The organism is Phytomonospora endophytica (assembly GCF_014202425.1).
Taxonomy (GTDB): domain Bacteria; phylum Actinomycetota; class Actinomycetes; order Mycobacteriales; family Micromonosporaceae; genus Phytomonospora; species Phytomonospora endophytica.
Map to the genome: position 1 here is coordinate 112,830 of NZ_JACHGT010000022.1, position 17,652 is coordinate 130,481.

The window sequence follows — 17,652 nt, forward strand, 5'->3', positions numbered from 1 at the left end:
CCCTTGCGTGGCGAGTGAGTCTAGGGAAGTGGCCGCCCGAAGCGGACAACGACGCTGACCTTACCGCTCGCGCCGGACACGCCCTTTAGCGGCGTAGGGCTGTCGAAGTCAAGCCCCCGCCGTCAGTGACCGCCTGCCGTCGGCGACCCGGTTGCGCACCACCGCCGTGGCCATCGCCCCCGTGCACCTGTCCCGCGCCGCCAGATCCGTCGCGTCGCACGGCAACGGCCGCACCCACAGATCCAGCACGTACTCGTCCCGCGACCAGCACGCGTACACCCCGATGATGTCCACCGACGGCGGACAGCCCTCCACGACGAGGGGCTCCCACGCGTCACGCTCCAAGGCCGCACCGAAGGCCTCCCGCGTCGCCGGCAGATCCCGCTCCGAGGTCCACGTCCGCTCCCGCGTCCGGCACTCCCCCACGCACCAGCGGCTCCCGTGCGCCGCGTCCACCGGGGAACCCGCCGCCCACTCCGGCAGGCCCAGGTCGTCCAGCGCCACGAACACCGGGTCCTCGCTCACCTCGCGCGCCACCAACACCACCGGCACCACGCTCAGCACCGCGGCGGCCGCCACCGCGTACGTCGTCAGCCGCAGCCGCGCCTCCCGTGCGCTGTGCCGCCGCAACGCGTCGACGACACGTGTCACGTCGCCTCGCCTCTCACGATCCGCCGCAGCTTCGCCACCCGCTCCCCCACCTCGCGCTCCCCGCCGTGCGGACTCGGCACGTAGTACGTGCGCCCCCGCACCGGCTCCGGCGCGTAGTCCTGGGTCAGCACACCGCGCGGATCCTTGTGCGGAGACCGGTAGGTCACGCCGTGACCAACTTCCTTGGCACCGCTGTAATGGGCGTCGCGCAGGTGGGCGGGGATCGAACCGATCCGCCCCTCCCGCACATCGGTCAAGGCCGCGCCCAGCGCCGAGATCACCGCGTCCGACTTCGGCGCCGTCGCACAGTGGATCACCGCGTGCGCCAGGTTGATACCGCCCTCGGGCATCCCGATGAACGCCACCGCGTCGGCCACCGCGATCGCCGTCTGCAGTGCCGTCGGATCGGCCATCCCGACATCCTCGCTGGCGAAGATCACCAGCCGCCGGGCGATGAACCGCGGATCCTCGCCCGCCACGATCATCCGGGCCAGATAGTGCAGGGCGGCGTCGACGTCCGAACCCCGCATGCTCTTGATGAAGGCGCTGGCCACGTCGTAGTGACTGTCACCGTCGCGGTCGTAGCGGACCGCGGCGGTGTCGACCGCCTTCTCGGCCACCTCGACCGAGATGACCTTCTCGCCGGTCGCCCGCACCGAACTCGCCGCCGCTTCGAGGGCCGTCAAGGCCTTGCGCGCGTCGCCCGCCGCGAGCCGGACGAGGTGATCCTCGGCCTCGGCTGACAGGGTCACCTCGGCGTTGAGCCCACGCTCGTCGGTCACCGCCCGCTTCACCAGCGTGCGGATGTGCTCGTCGGTGAGCGGCTCCAGCGTCAGCAGCACGCACCGCGACAACAGCGGCGAGACCACCGAGAAGTACGGGTTCTCCGTCGTGGCCGCCAGCAGCGTCACCGTGCGGTCCTCGACGGCCGCGAGCAGCGAGTCCTGCTGCGTCTTGGTGAAGCGGTGCACCTCGTCGATGAACAGGACGGTCTGCACACCGCTGCGGCGGCGCATCTTCGCCTCGGCGATGACCGCGCGGACCTCCTTCACGCCCGCCGACAGCGCCGACAAGGGCACGTACCGGCGCGCGCCCGAGCCCGCGACGAGTTGCGCGATCGTCGTCTTGCCCGTCCCCGGAGGGCCCCACAGGATCACCGACAGCGGCGCCTCACCCGCGACGAGCTGCCGCAGCGGACCGCCCGGCACCAGCAGGTGCTCCTGCCCGATCAGCTCGTCGATGGTCCGGGGGCGCATCCGCACGGCGAGGGGCGCGTTCGGGTCGATCTCCACCGGCTTCGCCGCGGCCGCCTCACCGATGTCGAACAGTCCAGGCTCATCCACGCCCGCTGACGATACCGGCAGGCGGCGACGCGCCGATCACGCCGCCGGATCCGCCGTCAGCATCTCCGGCAGCGGCTCGGTGTGCACGATGGTCAGCCGGGACACCGCGCGCGTCAGCACCACGTACAAACGGTGCAGCCCACGGGCCTCGGCGGCCACGATCCGGGCCGGCTCGGCCACGATCACGTGGTCGAACTCCAGCCCCTTGGCCAGGGACGCGGGCATCAGGGTCACGCGCTCGTGGTCCTCGGGCAGGGACGCCCGCACGGCGTCGAGGGTCTCCTCGGTCGCGATCACGCCGACCGAGCCCTCGAAGGTCAGGGCGTCGGCGATCGCCGAGGCCAGTTCGCCGCCGAGTTCGGTGGTCTCCCGCAGATCCAGCAGGCCGTCCCGGCGCAGCGAGAGCGCCTCGGGGACGTCCACGTCGAGGGCCGGGAGGAGCCGGTTGGCCAGCGCGATGATCGACTCGGGTACGCGGAAGCCGGTGGTCAGGGCGACGACACGGCCGTCGGGCTTGCCCATGTGCTCCATCGACACCGACCAGTCGCGCGCCGCCCACGGCGACGTGCCCTGCGCGAGGTCGCCGAGGACCGTGATCGACCCGTGCGGACTGCGGCGGGCGACGGCCCGGCACTGCATCGCCGAAAGGTCCTGCGCCTCGTCGACGACGACGTGCCCGAAACCCACGGGACGGTCGAGCAGCCCGGCGATCTCGTCGGCGAGGACGGCGTCGGCGCGGGTGAACTTCGGCGCCTTCGTCTTCGACGCGAGCAGGCCGAGCTCCTCGTCGGTGAACAGGTCGCGGTTGAGTTCGGCGCGCCAGCCGGCGTCGGTGTACAGGCGGGTGAGCAGCTTGCGGGGGTCGAGCGCGGGCCACACCGCGTCGAGCAGGACCGTGACGGTCTTCGAGCGGCCGAGCTTGCGCAGCCAGCCCTCGGTGGGCGACTCGCCGGTGCGCCGTTCGATGCTGCGCTGGACGGCGCCGACGGTCAGCGCGCGGACGCGTTCGCGGCCGAGGTGGTACGGCAGCCCTTCACGGCGGGTGTCGTCGATGAAGCGGAGGACGTCCTCTTCGGGGATGCGGTGGCGCCAGCCGCCGTCGGTGACGGTGACGGTCCCGTCGGGGCGGCTGATGTGGCTCCACACCGCGCGGTGGAGGAGCTCGGCCATGCGGACGTCGTGTTTGAGGATCTCGACGTGTTCGGCCTCGGTGCCCTTCAGCACCAGCGGAGCCATCAGGTCGTCGACGGTCACCTGGGTGACGTCGACCTCGCCGAGGGTCGGCAGGACCTGGTCGATGTAGGACATGAAGGCGGTGTTGGGGCCCACGACCAGGACGCCGTTGCGTTTGAGGCGGTCGCGGTGGGTGTAGAGCAGGAAGGCCGCGCGGTGCAGGCCGACGGCGGTCTTACCGGTACCGGGGGCGCCCTGGACGCAGATGGAGTCGGCGAGCCCGGCGCGGACGAGGTCGTCCTGCTCGGGCTGGATGGTGGCGACGATGTCGCGCATGGGACCGACGCGGGGCCGTTCGATCTCGGCGGCCAGGAGCGCGCTGCTGGTCTCCTCGCCGCCCGCGTCGAGGCGTTCGTCCTCGAAGCTGGTGAGGTGGCCGCCGTCGAACCCGAAGCGGCGGCGCAGCTCGACCTCCATGGGCTCGCGGACGCTGGCCTGGTAGAACAGGCGCGAGACGGGAGCCCGCCAGTCGAGGACGAGGGGTTCGCCGGTGTCGTCGACGACGTGGCGGCGGCCGACGTGGAACTGCTCGCTCGGGAAGTCGAGGCGCCCGAAGAACAGCGGGATGTCGGGCAGGTCGACGAGTTCCTTCAGCCGCAGGACGCGGGCCTTTCCGAGCGCCTCACTGGAGAAGGCGTTGCCGCCGACGTCACCGAGGCCGGTGGTCCGGTCGCGCATGCGGGCGAGGGCGGCGTGGGAGGCGAGCAGATGTTCGCGCTCGGCGGCGAGCTCGGTGGTCAGTGCGGTGTCGTGGGCGGCGTCGGTCGACATGGCGTGAGGCATGGTGAAGCGCCTTCGGCTCGGTGGATTGTGGGGCCCACTGCCTTAGGCCCGGCCGTGCTCTTCGGCACGTCCGTCAGCGCCCGGCTGCGACGGGGGTGGCGAGCTTACCTCTCTGCTCGCCCGACGAGGTCGGCGGCCGCTTCGGGCCACTCGGGGAAGGCGAAGTCGAAGCCGTTCTCGGGCAGCCTTCGTGGGACGACGCGGCGGCTCTTGAGCAGGAGTTCGGTGTCGGAGCGCATCGCGAGGGCGCCGAGTTCGGCCATCCACCTGGTGGCGGGGAGACCGACCGGCATTTTCGCGGCGGCGCGCAGGTGGCGCATGAACTCGCGCTGCGGGAGCGGGCCGGGAGCGGCGACGTTGACGGTGCCGTCGATGTCGTCGCGGTCGATGAGGAAGGCGACGGCGCGGGCGAAGTCCTCGGCGTGGATCCAGGAGATGAACTGGCGGCCGCCGGCGACCGGGCCGCCGAGGCCGAGGCGGGTCATGCGCAGCAGCGTGTCGAAGACGCTGCCCTTGTCGCGGCTCATGACCATGGCGGCGCGGAGGGCGACTTTGCGGGTGGCGGGGGTGTCGGCCTCGGCCTGGGCGCGTTCCCAGGCGCGGGCGATGTCGACACTGAAGGCCCAGTAGGCGGGAACGCCGGGTTCTTCGCCGCCGATCACGCCGGAATCGTCGTTGGGTTCGGCGTGGGTGTGGGCGTAGATGGTGGCGGTGCTCATCTGGAGCCAGACGGGCGGCGGGTTCGTCGCGGCGGCGATGGCGGCACCGACGGCGCGGGTGGAGTCGACGCGGGAGTCCATCATCTCGCGCAGGTTCTCAGGGGTGTAGCGGCAGCTGACGCTGCGGCCGGCGAGGTTGACGACGGCGTCGCAGCCGTCGATCTCGGCGGTCCACGGTCCGGGGCCGCGACCGTCCCAGGCGACGGTGCGGACGGCCGCGTCCGCGCGTGGGCGGCGACTGAGGTGGACGATCTCGTGGCCTCGGGCGAGCAGTGCGCGGGTGAGGACGGCGCCGACGGGTCCGGTGCCTCCGGGGATGACGACCTTCATGGGGAGAGCGTAGCGCGAAAGTTGAACGTGTTCAAAAAAGTGCCGGCGGGTGCGTCGCGGCAGGTCGTTGACGTCAGACGATGCCGAATCCGGAGGGACGGACATAAGTTTCCGTTATCGACTGAGCTGCTCATGGGCAGCGCGCGACGCCCGCGCCCGAACGGAAACGCGGACTCCGCCCATCACTCCAAAGGGGCCCCACAAATCACGATACGGGCGAGCTGTGACATTTTCCGACGGGGATTTCCGGTTCCGGCGAGGATTTCGCCGAGAGAGCCCCCGGAAACTCCCTGCCGCGAGTCGCCCCCCCGAGGGTGTACCGAGGAAGCCGCCCCTACTCCCCCAGGAACTCCCGTGCCCCGCGCAGGCGCGTGCGCAGCACCTTCCGGGCCAGTCCGCTGTCGAGCGTCGTGTCCGCCGCCCGCGGTACGCCCAGGTCCGCTCCCCTGCCCGCCGGAACTGTCGCCGGGTCGAGTCCCTCCCGCTGCGCGATCAGGCGTCCCAGGGCGTGCCGGTCGAGCGCGTCGGCGCCACCGAGGTGGATCACGCCGGCGAAGTCGCCGGTCACCAGTTCGACGAGGGCCGCCGCCAGGTCCTCGGGATGCACGGCGCTGCGGATCTCGTCGTCGAACAGGGCCCCGGTGATCCGGCCGCGCGTGAGGTCGAGGCTGAAACGCTCGTGCTTGCTCTCGCCGTCGCCCATGACCAGCGAGGTCCGCGCGACCACCGCGGCGGGGTCGACCGCGCGCACGACGGTCTCGGCGGCGGCCTTCGCCGCGCCGTAGCGGTTGACGGGTTCGGGCAACGCCGACTCGTCGTAGGGCGCTCGCGTCCCGGAGAACACCGCGTCGCTCGACAGGTGCACCAGCCGCAGCCCCCGCGCGGCGGCGGCGACCGCGACGTGCGCGGCCCCGTCGGCGATGCACTCCCAGTCGTCGAGGCTGGTCCCGACCGCGGTGTGCACGACCGCCTCGGCACCGGCCGAGGCGAACAACGCCGACACGTCCGAACGGTCGCGGATGTCGAGGCGCACCCAGTCGACACCGGGGACGTCACCGGGCGCGCGATGGTAGGTCCCGGTCACGCGGTGCCCGGCGCGCGTTGCGCACCGGGCGACCGCGCCACCGACGTAACCGCTGGCGCCGGTGACCAGCAGACGGGCCACGCCCTAGGACGCGGCCTGCTCCGCGGCGGCCGTCTCCGGCACCGCGTCCACACCGGCCTCCTTGCGCTGCGCGGGGGTGATCGGCGTCGGCGCGCCGGTCAGCGGGTCGTGTCCACCGCCGCTCTTGGAGAAGGCGATGACCTCGCGGATCGAGTCGACGCCCGACAGCAGCGCGCAGATCCGGTCCCAGCCGAAGGCGATGCCCGCGTGCGGCGGGGGGCCGTACTGGAACGCGTCGAGGAGGAACCCGAACTTGTCGGCGGCCTCGTCGTCACCGATGCCGAGGGTCGTGAAGACCCGGCGCTGCATCTCGGCGGAGTGGATACGGACCGAACCGCCGCCGATCTCGTTGCCGTTGCAGACGATGTCGTAGGCGTAGGCGAGAGCCTCGGCCGGGTTGTCCTGGAAACCGTCGGCCCACTCGGCGTTCGGCGAGGTGAAGGGGTGGTGCAGGGACGTCCAGCCCTCGTCGGTCTCGCCGAACATGGGCGCGTCGACGACCCACAGGAAGGACCAGGCGTTCTCGTCGATCAGGTCGCAGCGGCGGCCGATCTCCAGACGGGCCGCGCCGAGAAGCTCCTGGGCGTCGACGCGCTTGTCGCCGGCCGCGAAGAAGATCGCGTCGCCGGGCTTGGCGCCGGCCGCGTCGGCGAGGCCCGCGAGGTGCGCCTCGGAGAGGTTCTTGGCGACGGGGCCGCGCGCCTCACCGGTCTCGCCGTCGAGGACGACGTAGGCCAGGCCGCGGGCACCGCGCGCCTTCGCCCAGTCCTGCCAGCCGTCGAGCTGCTTGCGGGTCTGCGAGGCGCCGCCGGGCATGACGACCGAGCCGACGTAGCCGCCGTTGTCGATGGCCTGCGCGAACACGCGGAACTCGGTGCCGCGCAGGTAGTCGGTGAGCTCGGTGATCTCCAGGTCGAGCCGCAGGTCGGGCTTGTCGGAGCCGTAGCGGTTCATCGCGTCGTGCCAGGTCAGCCGTTGAATCGGGCCACTGATCCGGTAACCGGCGAGCTCGCTCCACAGGGCGGTGACGATCTTCTCGCCGAGGGCGATGATGTCGTCCTCGGTGACGAAGGAGGCCTCGATGTCGAGCTGGGTGAACTCCGGCTGCCGGTCGGCGCGGAAGTCCTCGTCGCGGTAGCAGCGGGCGATCTGGTAGTACCGCTCCATGCCGGCGACCATGAGCAGCTGCTTGAACAGCTGCGGTGACTGCGGCAGGGCGTACCAGGTGCCGGGCTTGAGGCGGACCGGGACCAGGAAGTCGCGCGCGCCCTCGGGCGTCGAACGGGTCAGCGTCGGCGTCTCGACCTCGGTGAACTTGAGGTCGTGGAGGAGGTTGCGGGCGATGCGGTTGGCCTCGCTGCGCAGCTTCATCGCGTTCGACGGGCCGGTGCGGCGCAGGTCGAGGTAGCGGTAGCGGTGCCGGACGTCGTCGCCGACCTCGACGTTGTCGTCGACGGGCAGCGGCAGCGGCGCGGCGACGCTCAGCACGGTGAGCGTGTCGGCGACGACCTCGACCTGGCCGGTGGCGAGTTCGGTGTTCTCGTTGCCGTCGGGGCGGCGGGACACGGTGCCGGTGATCCGCACGCAGAACTCGTTGCGGAGGGCGTGCGCGGCCTCGGCGACCTCGCCTTCGCGGAAGACGACCTGGACCACGCCGGAGGCGTCCCGCAGGTCGATGAAGTCGACGCCGCCGTGATCGCGGCGGCGCGCCACCCAACCGGCGAGAGTGACCTGCTCGTCGACGTGCGCGGCGCGAAGCGCGCCCGCCTCATGGCTGCGATACAAGGGACGGTCTCCTTACAGACTGCGGTGGCCGGAATGCTCGCCCGTCATTGTTTCAGGCGGCCTCGGGCAGCACGTCACCCGGCTTCGCCAGTGCGTCCTGGACGGCCGCGGTGGGCTGGGCCTGCCCGGCCGGTCCGCGCCAGAAGGTCATCAGCACCAGGCCGATGACGGCGATGACGACCCCGGCCCCGCCCGCGGCGACGAAGCCCCATTCCGGGCCGAAGCCGTCGATGACCGCGCCGACGGCCGGCGCGCCGATCGCGCCGCCGATGGTGATGGCCGAACCGTGCAGTCCCATCGCCTCACCGCGCACGGCGGGCGGGACGATCCGGCTGACGCGGTCGACCATGGAGGCCAGCGCCGGAGCGCACAGGAGCCCGGGCGGGACGGTCGCGAGGACCATGAACCACCAGTTGGTCGCCAGCGCGACGGGCAGCAGCATCGCGCACATCCCGCCGAGCAGCAGGAGCGGGTGGACCTCGCGGTGGATCGCGCCGTAGACGAAGCCGCCGATGAGCGAGAACGCCGCCCACAGCCCGAGCACGATGCCGGCCTGCGCGGCCTGCCCGTGTTTGGTGAGCAGCGCGACCATCGACACCTCGCTGCCGCCGAGGGCGACGGTCGCGGCGACGGCGCCGATCAGCATCGCGACCATCGGGCCGCGCAGCCAGACCTTGCGGGGCGGGCGGGCCTGCCCGGCCATCTCGGCGAGTTCGGCGGCCGACTTGGTCGGCGGGTTGAGGCGGAACAGGAGCGTGCCGGAGATCGTGATGAGGGCGGCGACGCCGACCATGGCGACGCGGCTGTTCTGGCCGGCGACGAAGATCGCCGCGGCCGGCGCGATGATGAACGCGACCTCGACGCCCATCGAGTCCAGCGAGTAGGCGGTGCGGCGCATGTCGGCGGGGACCATGGCGGCCAGGCCCTGCCGGATCGCGCTGAAGGCGGGCAGGCTGAGCAGCCCGGCGGGGAACGCGACGATGAGGAGGACCTGGTAGGGCAGCACGGTCGCGGAGACCCAGAACAAGGTGGCGGTGGCGGTCGTGACGGCGATGACGGGCCGCAGACCGACCTTGTCGATGATCCGGCCGGTGACCGTCGAACCGACCGCGACGCCGATGGTGAGGACGGCGGCGACGAGCCCGGCCTCGAAGTAGTTGCGGCCGAGGGTGTCGCGAACGTGGAAGAGCATGGTCATCCCGGCCGCGGCGATGGGGAAACGCGCGGCCGACCCGACGAGGATCAGGGCGGTGACGCCGGGGAGCGCGAAGACCTTCTTGTAAGGGGTGAGATTCATACGACTGGTGACCTCCGCGATCTATGTTCGCGGTTGGGTACGACCTTTGTCGCCGGACATCGCGGTGATTCCACTCACCATGATCCACGGCTTTTTTCGCGATGCGGAAAGGCCGTGGTCCGGCTAGGGTGCTCCACAATGCCCGGACGTAGCGCAGCCCGGCCGGCGCACCGTCTTCGCAGGACGGGGGACGCGGGTTCGAATCCCGCCGTTCGGGCAGGTTCCACGATCGTGGGCCCGGTAGCGCAGAGGCCGTCGCACCGCCTGCACAGCGGGGGACGCGGGTTCGAATCCCGCTCGGGTCCACTGCTCCGGTTGGAAGGGGACAGGGTGGACGTGCCAACGGCCGAGGAGATGGCGGCCTTCCACGCCGTGCTCGGGCGGCTTCGCGAGTTGCCCGCCGATCACGAGGTGCGGCTGCGCGCCGAGCACGCGGCCGGCTCCTTCGCGCGGGACGGGCGGCTGCGCCGTCGCCGGGTCAGGGCCGACGCCGTCGCGGCGGCCGACGCCGGGCTGCTGTCGGCGACCTCGACCGGTGCCACCGGGCGCACCGAGGACGCCCCTCTGGACACTGTGGACGGTCGCGCCGGGGAGCTGACCCGTCCGCGCCGCTGCTACGTCTGCAAGGGCCTCTACCGGGACGTGCACGCCTTCTACCACCTGCTGTGCCCCGAGTGCGCCGCCGACGGCACCCGGCGCCGTGGAGCGGGCACGGACCTGTCGGGCCGGCGGGTGCTGCTGACCGGCGGACGGGTGAAGATCGGTTTCGAGCTGGCGCTGATGATGCTGCGCGACGGCGCCGAGGTGGCCGTCACGACACGTTTCCCGCACGACGCCCTGCGCCGTTTCACCGCCGCCGGGGCGCCCCAGGAGCGCCTGAGCGTCCTCGGGGCCGACCTGCGCGACCCGCGCCAGGTCCTCGCCCTCTGCGACCGTCTCGCGCGAACCTGGGGGCGTCTGGACGTGCTCGTCAACAACGCCGCCCAGACGGTCCGCCGTCCCGTGCACGCCTACGCCGCGCTCGACGCCGGTGAGACGGGCGCGCTCCCGCCCGGGGCGTGGACCGCACCAGGCTTCGGCGACCGGCGGGCGCTGCCCGGTCTCGTGGGTGCGGGCCTCGTCGACGCCTCGGGACTGCTGCCGGACCTGTCGCCGGTCAACTCCTGGTCGGCGACGCTCGGCGGTCTTGACCCGGCCGAACTCCTCGAAGTGCAACTCGTCAACGCCGTCGCTCCCGCCCTGCTCTGCGACCGGCTGCTGCCGATGCTGACGGCCTCCCCCGCCGAGCGTCGCTACATCGTCAACGTGACGGCCGTGGAAGGCCGTTTCGCGGTCCACCGCAAGACGTCGCGGCACCCGCACACGAACATGGCCAAGGCCGCGCTGAACATGCTCACCCGCACCAGCGCGGCCGAACTGGCCGGGCGGGGCGTGTACATGTGCGCCGTCGACACCGGCTGGATCACCGACGAGAACCCCGCGCCGAAGAAGGCCCGCCTCGCCGCCGCCGGTTTCCGCCCGCCGCTCGACGTGGTCGACGGCGCCGCGCGCGTCTACGACCCCGTCCTGCGCGGCGAGGCGGGCGAGCCGGTGTGGGGTGTGTTCCTCAAGGACTACCGGGAGGCGCGATGGTGACCGAGGGGCACGCCGGATCGGGCCGGTCACACCGAGGCCCGTGCCCGGCCTCCCTTCCCCCGCTCGCGTGCACCGGACGGCGGTCAGTCCAGGAAGTTGAGCTCGTGGCCCTCCTCGACGGTGCCGTACTCGGCGGCGGCGATCACCGCGGGAAGGGCCTCGGGCAGTTCGGGTAGCCGAGGGCCGCAGTACTGGACCAGCCGCAGCATGAGCCCCAGCACGGTGGCGTCGTCGACGTCGTCGATGTCGAGGGTCCGCTCGCCGAGCGCCACGCGGATCACCGCGTCGACGTGCAGTGGCGGCAGGAGCTCGGGTTCGCGGATCACGAGCCGCATCAGCCAGTCGAAGCCACCGGCCGCCAGCGAGCGGCAGATCCGGGTGAGGATCCGATGGCAGAGGCTCCACATCGTGTCGTCGTCTCCGCTGGACTCGGCGATCAGGTCGGAGAAGACCGGGGTGGCCGGGTTGTCGCGGACGTAGCCGAGCAGCAGGCGCCCGTAGGCGCTGCGCGGGTAGTCCCACCGGCGTTCCGGGTCGGCGCGGACGAACTCACCGGAGAGATCCGACCAGGCGAAGTCGTCGTGCTCGTAGTCGCGGCGAACGATGATCGTCGCGCCGGGCAGTCCGCCACGCGCGATGTACTCGAAGAACGAGACCGGGTAGGCGAGCCGCGGGTCGGGCATCTCCTCGGCGAAGGCGGCGCCGCGCAGTCCCGCGCCCTCGAAGCGGGCGAGCAGTGCCAGCGCCTCGGTCACCGCGTCCGTCGCGGGGGTGCGGCGGGCCAGGGAGGCGAGCAGGTCCCCCACGGCACCGGCGATGACCGGCCAGTCGGCGAAAGGCGCCAGCCGGTACTCGCCGAGCGCGACCCGTACGAAGGCTTCGGCTTCGCGCCCGAGGGCGGCGTCACGCCCGGACAACGGACCCTGGTGTTCGCCGAGGTCGCGAAGCAGCGCGGCCGCCGCCAAGGGCTCGCAGCCGTCGGGAAACTCCCGCAGCAGCATCACGAAGGCGGTGACATATCCAAGGCGCAGGGCGTCACCGTTCAGGGTCGTGTCCTCGGCACCGGCGAGCAGCGCGTTCAGGTGGGCGGCGGGCAGGGCGTAGCGGTCATCGCTCACGGGCACACTCCTGGGCGTGGAGGCGAAAGGGCCGCCGGCGATGCCGACGGCCCTTCCATGGTGCCTGGGTCTACTCCCCCGCGCGGATCTCCGGCCGCAGGTCGGCGACCGGCGGGGTCCACGAGTCCATGTCGACGGGCGTCTGCTCGCCGCTGCGGATGTCGCGGATCTCCGGGCCGCCCGACTCCCCCTCGGGGAACAGGACGTAGGGGATCCCCCGCCGCTGCGCGAAACGGATCTGCTTGCCGTACTTCTGGGCCGCCGGAGCGACCTCGGTGGCGATGTCGCGGGTACGCAGGACGCGCGCGAGACGGTCACAGTCGCGCCGGCGCTCCTCCTCGGGGAGGGCGACGAGCACGGCCGTGGGCGTCTCGCGGGTGGCCGAGACGAGGCCGTTGCCGAACAGCGCGCCGAGGATCCGCGAGACGCCGATGGACAGGCCGACGCCCGGGAAGGTGTTCTTCCCGTCGGAGGCGAGGGTGTCGTAGCGGCCGCCCGAGCAGACCGAACCGAGCCGCTCGAAACCGTCGAGGGTGGTCTCGTAGACCGTCCCGGTGTAGTAGTCGAGGCCGCGGGCGATGCGCAGGTCGGCGGTCACCAGGCCCGGCGCCTCCGCCGCGGCGGTCGACACGACCGCGGCGAGCTCGGCGAGGCCCTCGTCGAGGAGTTCGTCGGTCACGCCGAGGGCGCGCACGGCGTCGACGAAGGACTCGTCGGGCGAGGAGATCTCGGCCATCGACAGGCACGCCTTGACCTGCGCGTCGGTGGCGTCGAGCTGTTCGGCGAGGAGCTTGCCGACCCCGGCGGGACCGATCTTGTCGATCTTGTCGACGATGCGGATCGCCTCCATCGGATCGGCGATGCCGAGCCCGCGGAAGAAGCCCTGGGAGACCTTGCGGTTGTTGACGTGCATGCGGATCGCCGGTATCGGCAGTCCGCGCAGGGCGTCGGCGATGACCAGCGGCAGCTCGACCTCGTAGTGGCCGGGCAGGGTGTCCTTGTCGATGATGTCGATGTCGGCCTGCCAGAACTCGCGGTAGCGGCCCTCCTGCGGCCGCTCACCGCGCCAGCAGGGCTGGATCTGGTAGCGGCGGAAGGGGAACTGCAGCTTCCCGGAGTTCTCCAGCACGTAACGCGCGAAAGGCACCGTCAGGTCGAAGTGCAGGCCGAGACCGGAGTCGGTGTTGTCGCCCTCCTCGGCCTGGAGGCGGCGCAGGACGTACACCTCCTTGGAGGTCTCGCCCTTGGCGAGCAGGTGCGCCATCGGCTCGACGGCGCGGGTCTGCACCGAGGCGAAACCGTGGAGCTCGAAGGTGCGCTGGAGTTTCGCGATGACCTGCTGCTCGACGATGCGCTGCTGCGGGAGCCATTCGGGGAAACCCGACAGCGGTGTGGGACGTTCCATGGGTGTGCTCCTGTGTACGGAGTTGAGTCGGCGTGGGCAGGCTGCGGCGCCGGACGGCGGGCCTACAGGCCGCGTCTCGGCGCCGACATATGCTCCGGGCCGCCCAGGAAGTCCGGGCGCAGGAAGGGGTTGGCGCTCCGCTCGGCGCCGATCGAGGTCGCCGGACCGTGCCCGGGGTAGACCTCGACGCCGTCGTCGAGGGGAAGGATCGTGCGGCGGAGACTGTCGCGCATCGCGTCCATGCTCCCACCGGGCAGGTCGGTGCGGCCGATGGAGCCCGCGAAGAGCACGTCGCCGGTGAGCAGCGTGCCGGTGTTGTCGCCCTCGCCGGGCAGCCCGAACATCACCGACCCGCGAGTGTGACCCGGGGCGTGCGTGACGGTGAAATCGAGCCCGGCCAGCCGTACCGGGGCGCCGTCGGCGAGCTCGGCGACGTCGTCGGGCTCGGTCCAGGTCAGCCGGCCCCCGAAGAACGCGCGCGTCTCCGGCGACAGGCCCTTGAGCGGGTCGGCGAGCAGCTCGGCGTCGTCGGGGTGGATGTAGGCGGTGATGCCCTTGGCGCCGCAGACGGGCGTTACGGAGAAGGTGTGGTCGAGGTGCCCGTGGGTGAGCAGGACCGCGACGGGGCGCAGGCGGTACCGGGACAGGAACTCGTCGAGCCGCGCGTCGATGCCCAGACCCGGGTCGACGATCACGCATTCCTCGCCTTCGCCGGGCGCGACCACATAACAATTCGTGGCGAACGCGTCGGCGACCAGGCTGGTGACGAGCACCTTTCGTCCCCTTCTCGCAGCGCTTGGGAAAATCCACGGTTCCTTTCCCGCCGATTCCCCGGTAGCCTACCGACTCTCCGAGCGCCGATGAATTGAGTATGTACGTATACACTCGCCGTCGTCGCAGACACCAGAACGACCGTGCTGCCGCGCATCCCCTCCCGACCGGCGGGGACGTGTGCCCGCAGTGCCCGCAGAAGCAGCGAGGAGTACGACTGTGCCGTCGTCGAAGGGCAAGGCCCGGGAGCGTGAGCTCGCCCGTGCCAAGGCCGAACGCCAGCTGGCCCGACGCGCCGCGGCGGCGCGCAGGCGCCGCCAGTTGCAGGCCGGGCTGTTCATCGGCCTCATCGTGGTCATCATCATCGGCGCGGCCATCATCTTCGACTGGGGTCCCTTCGCCGACGACAAGTCGGGCGACCAGCAGCCGGACGTGACGACGTCGACCTCGACCGACCCGAGCACCGAACCCTCGGAAGACACGTCGCCGAACCCCTCCGACGAGCCGTCGGACGACAAGTAGCTCGACCAGCGAGCAAACACCTAAGGAGTGCAGGGTGCCTTCAGCCCGGGACAAGCGCGCAGCAGCACGTGCGCGCCTTGAACAGCGCATGGCCGAGAAGGCCACCGCCGCGCGCAAGCGCCGCAAGATCCAGGTCACGGCGCTGACCGCGCTCGCGGCCGTGCTGATCCTCGGGATCGGCGCGCTCCTGGTGGTGACGCTCGTGAACAAGGACGACGATTCCACCGACACCGCCGCCGACTCGGGCAACTGCCACTACTCGCCCCAGCAGATCGACGGCACGAACCCCAACATGGTCGCCACCGGCACGCCGGAGTCCACGCAGCCCGCCGAGGGCACGCAGGACTTCACGATGCAGACCAGCCGCGGCGACATCACCGTCCAGCTGGACCTCAAGGCCGCGCCGTGCACCTCGGGCGCGTTCTCGTTCCTGTCGGCCGGTAACTACTACAACGGGAGCATCTGCCACCGCCTCACCACCGAGGGCCTCTTCGTCCTCCAGTGCGGCGACCCGTCGGGCACCGGCATGGGCGGCCCCTCGTTCTCCACCCCGGACGAGAACCTCCCGACCGCCGACGACAGCGGCTACGGCGCCTACCCGGCCGGCACGGTCGCGATGGCCGAGGGCCAGGGCCAGGACCCGGGCAGCCAGTTCTTCATCGTCTACAAGGACACCCAGCTCCCCGCGAACTACACGCGCGTGGGCTTCGTGACCGACGGCCTCAAGGTCGTCACGGACGTCGCGAAGAAGGGCGTCAACGCCAACGACCCCAACGCCCGCGGCCCCGGCGACGGCCCGCCGCAGCAGACGGTGACGATCGAGGGCACCAGCATCAGCGACCCCGACCCGGCCGGTGTCCCGGTGAACCCGTGGACGGTTCCGGCCGACGGGACCAGCGGCTCGCCGAGCACGAAGCCGGACGAGGACGAGAGCTAGACCCGACTCACGTCGACGAAAGGCCGGTGACGATGTCACCGGCCTTTCGCCTACCCACGCGCCAGTACGCTGCCGGGATGGATCCGCATCGCCTCGTCGAGGAGCACACCGTCTACGCCTGCGTGGTCGGCTCGCGCGCCTACGGCCTGCACCGTGACGGCAGCGACGTCGACCGCCGTGGTGTCTTCCAGGCCCCGACGCCGCTGTACTGGCGTTTCGAGAAGCCGCCGACGCACGTCGACGGGCCCGGCGAGGAACGGTTCTCCTGGGAACTGGAGCGGTGCTGCGAACTGGCGCTGGCGGCGAACCCGACGGTCCTTGAGTGCCTGTGGTCGCCGATCGTGGAGCGGCTGACGCCCGTCGGCGAACGGCTCCTCGCGACGCGCGGCGCCTTCCTGTCGGCGAAGATCGCGCAGACCTACGGCGCCTACGCGCTCGCGCAGTTCAAGAAGCTGACGGCACGACGGGAACGCAGTGGGCACGTCAAATGGAAACAGGCGATGCACATGCTGCGGCTCCTGCGCGCGGGCGCGCACGTCCTGTCGACGGGCGAGATCCTCGTCGACGTCAGCGACGAACGCGAACGGCTCCTGGCCGTCCGCGACGGTCACGTCGCCTGGGACGAGGTCGTCACCTGGGCCGAAAGGCTGCGCGGAGAACTGGAGTCCGCGGCGAGGACGACGCACCTGCCCGCCGAACCACGACGGGACCTGGTGGAGACGATGCTCGTGGAAGCGCGGGCCGAGAGCGCGGGAGTGGCGGCATGACACTGGCGGTGCCCGAGTGGGCCGGGGAGGTCGTCACCGAGATCGGGCGGCCCGTCGCCTTCACGACCGTGAGCGGCGCGCACCTGTACGGCTTCCCGTCGGTCGACTCCGACGTCGACATCCGCGGGGTGCACGTCCTCGGCGTACGTGAGGTGATCGGCCTGCGCACCGGACCGGCGACGCTGACGCGGGAAGGCGTCCGCGACGGCGTCGAACTCGACGTCGTGACACACGACCTGGCGAAGTTCGCGCGGCTGATGCTGAAACCCAACGGGTACGTGCTGGAGCAGTTGCTGTCGCCGCTGGTGATCACGACGAGCGAACTGCACCGGGAACTCAGCGCGCTCGCCGGGAGATGCGTCACGCGCGGACACCTGCGGCACTACGAGGGCTTCGCACGCGGACAGTGGGAACTGTACGAGCAGACCGGCGAACTCAAACCGCTGCTGTACACCTTCCGGGTACTGCTGACGGGAATCCACCTGATGCGGACGGGCCGGATCGAAGCCGACCTACGACGACTGGAAGGCGGCCCGGACTACCTGGACGAACTGATGGCGGCCAAACGAGAGGCCGAACACGAAGCAGCCGCAGGTGTCGTCCCGGCTGAGCGAATAGCGACCGATGTGGAGACGCTACGGACGGAACTGGCCGCCGCCGCAGCGGAAAGCACGTTGCCAGACGGGCTCGCCGACGACGTCGAGGCGGCGATGGACCGGATCGTAGTAGCGGGACGACTGGAGGCGGGGTAGGACCGTGCCCTGCCGTGCCGTCACGGTGTCTCGGTCGACGGCATCCTGAGCGGCCGGGAGGATCTCGCAAGGTTCGCGCTCGCGGGGTGTCGTGTCGCTGGCCGAAGCCACGCGTGGCTCTCCTGCCTCTCCCCGCCGCCAGGGCCGCCACCGCCTCTCCCGCCGCCAGCATCCCCGCCTTCCCCGCCTCTCCCGGGCTAGGGCGCGTGCGGGTGGGGGTGGTGTTGATCTCGCGGTGTGTTCCCGCGTTCGCCGGGACGCTGTACCCACCACACGACCGTGACCTTCGGGAGCCAGGCCCCCAAGGTCGCGCGCAGCGCGACACACCCCAGGGCGTCTACCTGTGTCTCCGTCGCTTCGGCCATTGATTGGACGACATGAAGGTTCTGGGGCTGTCAAGGGCGCTCTTTCCCTTGACTGCCCCAGGTTCTTCATGTGC

15 protein-coding genes and 2 tRNA genes are annotated in these 17,652 nt (G+C 71.4%); 7 read left to right on the forward strand and 10 right to left on the reverse strand.

Features of this window, described 5'->3' with window-relative positions:
• Window positions 1-108: 108 nt before the first annotated feature.
• The 7 genes from HNR73_RS36205 to HNR73_RS36235 all read right to left on the reverse strand — a co-directional run bounded on the left by HNR73_RS36205 (window position 109) and on the right by HNR73_RS36235 (window position 9,306).
• Window positions 109-651, reverse strand: a complete 543-nt coding sequence (locus HNR73_RS36205) for a hypothetical protein (RefSeq protein WP_184792572.1) — start codon at window positions 649-651, stop codon at window positions 109-111.
• A complete protein-coding gene (locus tag HNR73_RS36210) occupies window positions 648-1,994 on the reverse strand; it encodes a replication-associated recombination protein A (protein WP_373316642.1) in 1,347 nt (448 codons plus the stop codon). Before HNR73_RS36210 ends, HNR73_RS36205 begins: the two co-directional genes overlap by 4 nt.
• Before the next feature lie 36 nt (window positions 1,995-2,030).
• Entirely contained in the window at window positions 2,031-4,010 is a 1,980-nt protein-coding gene (locus HNR73_RS36215) for a HelD family protein (protein ID WP_239122331.1), read from the reverse strand.
• A 104-nt stretch (window positions 4,011-4,114) separates the two neighbouring features.
• Window positions 4,115-5,059 (reverse strand): TIGR01777 family oxidoreductase, encoded by a 945-nt coding sequence (locus HNR73_RS36220; RefSeq protein WP_184792573.1) that lies wholly within the window; start codon window positions 5,057-5,059, stop codon window positions 4,115-4,117.
• A gap of 334 nt (window positions 5,060-5,393) precedes the next feature.
• A complete protein-coding gene (locus tag HNR73_RS36225) occupies window positions 5,394-6,224 on the reverse strand; it encodes an SDR family oxidoreductase (RefSeq protein WP_239122332.1) in 831 nt (276 codons plus the stop codon).
• Between the two features lie 3 nt (window positions 6,225-6,227).
• Window positions 6,228-8,009: an aspartate--tRNA ligase gene (aspS, locus tag HNR73_RS36230; protein WP_184792574.1), complete on the reverse strand. Its 1,782-nt coding sequence runs from the start codon at window positions 8,007-8,009 to the stop codon at window positions 6,228-6,230.
• A 52-nt stretch (window positions 8,010-8,061) separates the two neighbouring features.
• The gene (locus HNR73_RS36235) at window positions 8,062-9,306 is read right to left on the reverse strand and encodes an MFS transporter (RefSeq protein ID WP_184792575.1); all 1,245 of its coding nucleotides are present in this window, start codon (window positions 9,304-9,306) and stop codon (window positions 8,062-8,064) included.
• Window positions 9,307-9,448: 142 nt separating this feature from the next.
• On the opposite strand from HNR73_RS36235, the gene HNR73_RS36240 reads away from it, so the two are divergent.
• The 3 genes from HNR73_RS36240 to HNR73_RS36250 all read left to right on the forward strand — a co-directional run bounded on the left by HNR73_RS36240 (window position 9,449) and on the right by HNR73_RS36250 (window position 10,941).
• Window positions 9,449-9,523: transfer RNA gene (locus tag HNR73_RS36240), tRNA-Ala, on the forward strand.
• Between the two features lie 17 nt (window positions 9,524-9,540).
• Window positions 9,541-9,611: transfer RNA gene (locus tag HNR73_RS36245), tRNA-Cys, on the forward strand.
• Window positions 9,612-9,636: 25 nt separating this feature from the next.
• Entirely contained in the window at window positions 9,637-10,941 is a 1,305-nt protein-coding gene (locus tag HNR73_RS36250; protein ID WP_203686836.1) for an SDR family NAD(P)-dependent oxidoreductase, read from the forward strand.
• Window positions 10,942-11,024: 83 nt separating this feature from the next.
• Here the strand turns inward: HNR73_RS36250 and HNR73_RS36255 are convergent, their stop codons facing one another.
• From HNR73_RS36255 to HNR73_RS36265, 3 genes are all read right to left on the reverse strand, one after another.
• Window positions 11,025-12,059, reverse strand: coding sequence for a hypothetical protein (locus HNR73_RS36255; protein ID WP_184792576.1), 1,035 nt, complete (start codon window positions 12,057-12,059; stop codon window positions 11,025-11,027).
• Between the two features lie 70 nt (window positions 12,060-12,129).
• On the reverse strand, window positions 12,130-13,464 hold the full coding sequence (hisS, locus tag HNR73_RS36260) for a histidine--tRNA ligase (protein WP_184792577.1): 1,335 nt from the start codon (window positions 13,462-13,464) through the stop codon (window positions 12,130-12,132).
• A 62-nt stretch (window positions 13,465-13,526) separates the two neighbouring features.
• A complete protein-coding gene (locus tag HNR73_RS36265) occupies window positions 13,527-14,237 on the reverse strand; it encodes an MBL fold metallo-hydrolase (protein WP_184792578.1) in 711 nt (236 codons plus the stop codon).
• A 217-nt stretch (window positions 14,238-14,454) separates the two neighbouring features.
• Between HNR73_RS36265 and HNR73_RS36270 the strand changes: the two genes are divergently transcribed.
• The 4 genes from HNR73_RS36270 (at window position 14,455) to HNR73_RS36285 (ending at window position 17,213) form a co-directional block, all read left to right on the forward strand.
• Window positions 14,455-14,757, forward strand: a complete 303-nt coding sequence (locus HNR73_RS36270; RefSeq protein WP_184792579.1) for a hypothetical protein — start codon at window positions 14,455-14,457, stop codon at window positions 14,755-14,757.
• A gap of 34 nt (window positions 14,758-14,791) precedes the next feature.
• The gene (locus HNR73_RS41070; protein ID WP_184792580.1) at window positions 14,792-15,694 is read left to right on the forward strand and encodes a peptidylprolyl isomerase; all 903 of its coding nucleotides are present in this window, start codon (window positions 14,792-14,794) and stop codon (window positions 15,692-15,694) included.
• Between the two features lie 77 nt (window positions 15,695-15,771).
• The gene (locus HNR73_RS36280) at window positions 15,772-16,461 is read left to right on the forward strand and encodes a nucleotidyltransferase domain-containing protein (RefSeq protein WP_184792581.1); all 690 of its coding nucleotides are present in this window, start codon (window positions 15,772-15,774) and stop codon (window positions 16,459-16,461) included.
• Window positions 16,458-17,213, forward strand: a complete 756-nt coding sequence (locus HNR73_RS36285) for a nucleotidyltransferase domain-containing protein (RefSeq protein ID WP_184792582.1) — start codon at window positions 16,458-16,460, stop codon at window positions 17,211-17,213. Before HNR73_RS36280 ends, HNR73_RS36285 begins: the two co-directional genes overlap by 4 nt.
• Window positions 17,214-17,652: the final 439 nt, after the last annotated feature.

Bases quoted from the DNA above. Each gene is read 5' to 3' on its own strand.
- HNR73_RS36215 (WP_239122331.1), bottom strand. From the start codon at position 4,010: ATGCCTCACGCCATGTCGACCGACGCCGCCCACGACACCGCACTGACC.
- HNR73_RS36235 (WP_184792575.1), bottom strand. From the start codon at position 9,306: ATGAATCTCACCCCTTACAAGAAGGTCTTCGCGCTCCCCGGCGTCACC.
- HNR73_RS36220 (WP_184792573.1), bottom strand. From the start codon at position 5,059: ATGAAGGTCGTCATCCCCGGAGGCACCGGACCCGTCGGCGCCGTCCTC.
- HNR73_RS36280 (WP_184792581.1), top strand. From the start codon at position 15,772: ATGGATCCGCATCGCCTCGTCGAGGAGCACACCGTCTACGCCTGCGTG.
- hisS (WP_184792577.1), bottom strand. From the start codon at position 13,464: ATGGAACGTCCCACACCGCTGTCGGGTTTCCCCGAATGGCTCCCGCAG.
- HNR73_RS36285 (WP_184792582.1), top strand. From the start codon at position 16,458: ATGACACTGGCGGTGCCCGAGTGGGCCGGGGAGGTCGTCACCGAGATC.